This window comes from Rhodococcus sp. NPDC076796, from assembly GCF_040702765.1.
Taxonomy (GTDB): Bacteria; Actinomycetota; Actinomycetes; order Mycobacteriales; family Mycobacteriaceae; genus Rhodococcoides.
Genome location: NZ_JBFBMS010000035.1, coordinates 1 through 1,440, shown reverse-complemented (window position 1 = coordinate 1,440; position 1,440 = coordinate 1). Strand labels below are relative to the sequence as shown.

Here is a 1,440-nt window from a genome sequence, read left to right as displayed (position 1 = left end):
TTGCACCGCTCCCCAGAAGTTGGACTGAGTAATTCAGTTCCGACTACTGGGGAGCGTGTGTATGCGTGCACGAAGTTCACTTACCGAGGATCAGAGGGTCGCGGCGGTAGCGTTGTTCGAGGATGGTCTCGGTGCCGTCTCGGCTGCTGCGAAGGTCGGTGGCGGGACGAAGGCCGTGGTTGTCCTCTACGACCGGTGGCGGGTTCGAGGGAGGAATGCGTTGGTGGAGAAACCGGATCGACAACACTTCTCGTTCGAGTTCAAACTTGCTGTGGTGCAACGTGTTCTGGCTGGAGAGAACAAGATCGAGCTCGCACGGGAGTACGGACTGTCGTCGGCGAGAATCATCGATCCGTGGGTTCGCGGATATCGCCGCGACGGCGACGAGGCGCTTCGTCCGAAGCGGGCGGGACGTCGACCGGCATCGTCGAGTTCTGATCCCGGCGAGGCCAGCGAGCTCGACCGGTTGCGGGAGGAGAACGAGCGGCTGCGGACGCAGGTGGCGTACCTGGGAAAATTGCGGGCCTTGAGGGAACAGGGACGACGGTGAAGGTTCTCGCTGTCATCGCCCTCAAGGCTCAGTACCGTCTCGATGTGCTGCTCGACGTCGCCGGCCTGGCCCGGTCGACGTTCTTCTACCGTCAGGCGCAGTTACGCCGACCCGACCCGAAGGCAGCGTTGAAAGCTGCGGTGACCAGCGCGTTCGAGAACAATCACCGACGCTACGGGCATCGACGCGTGCACCGAGTCCTCGTCGATGGAGGGTGGCGGGTGGCGAAGAAGACCGTGCTTGCGTTGATGCGCGAGCTCGGGTTGGTCTGCCCTGTGCGGCGTCGTCGACGGTATGTCTCGTATCAGGGGCAGGTCGGTGCGGTCGCGGCGAACATCCTCGACCGGGACTTTCGGGCCGAGGCTCCGAATCAGAAGTGGGTCACCGATGTCACCGAGTTCCGGGTCGGGGACGCGAAGTTGTATCTGTCTCCGGTGATGGATCTGTTCGACCGCCAGATCATCTCGTATTCGATCGGGCGGTCTCCGACGACGGAGTTCACCAACCGTTCGCTGCGGGCAGCATTGGACACCCTCGGTGAACGGGAGTGTCCAATTGTGCACTCGGATCAGGGATTTCACTATCAGCACTCCTCGTGGCGTCGGTTGCTCGCCGGCGCGGGAGCGATCCAGTCGATGTCCCGCAAAGCCAACTGTTACGACAACGCGATCATCGAGAACTTCTTCGGTCACCTCAAAGAAGAGATGTTTCATCACGTCCGATACCTCGACCTCGGCACCTTGCAGACCGCGATCGAGGACTACATCGAGTGGTTCAACAACGACCGCATCTCGCTACGCCTCGACGGCCTGAGCCCGGTGCGATACCGAGCGCAGGCCCTCGCGGCCTAGGATTTCTATTAACGGTCCAACCCACGGGGTCCAGTGCAA

Annotated in this window: 2 protein-coding genes; both read left to right on the top strand. The window is 61.7% G+C overall.

Annotated features, from left to right (window positions below; all coding sequences use genetic code 11):
- Positions 1 to 61 precede the first annotated feature (61 nt).
- Positions 62 to 550, top strand: a complete 489-nt coding sequence (locus AB0366_RS27060) for a transposase (RefSeq protein WP_366246615.1) — start codon at positions 62 to 64, stop codon at positions 548 to 550.
- Positions 547 to 1,401 carry an IS3 family transposase gene (locus AB0366_RS27055; protein ID WP_366246614.1) on the top strand — a complete coding sequence of 285 codons (855 nt, stop codon included), beginning with the start codon at positions 547 to 549 and terminating at the stop codon, positions 1,399 to 1,401. Before AB0366_RS27060 ends, AB0366_RS27055 begins: the two co-directional genes overlap by 4 nt.
- Positions 1,402 to 1,440 lie beyond the last annotated feature (39 nt).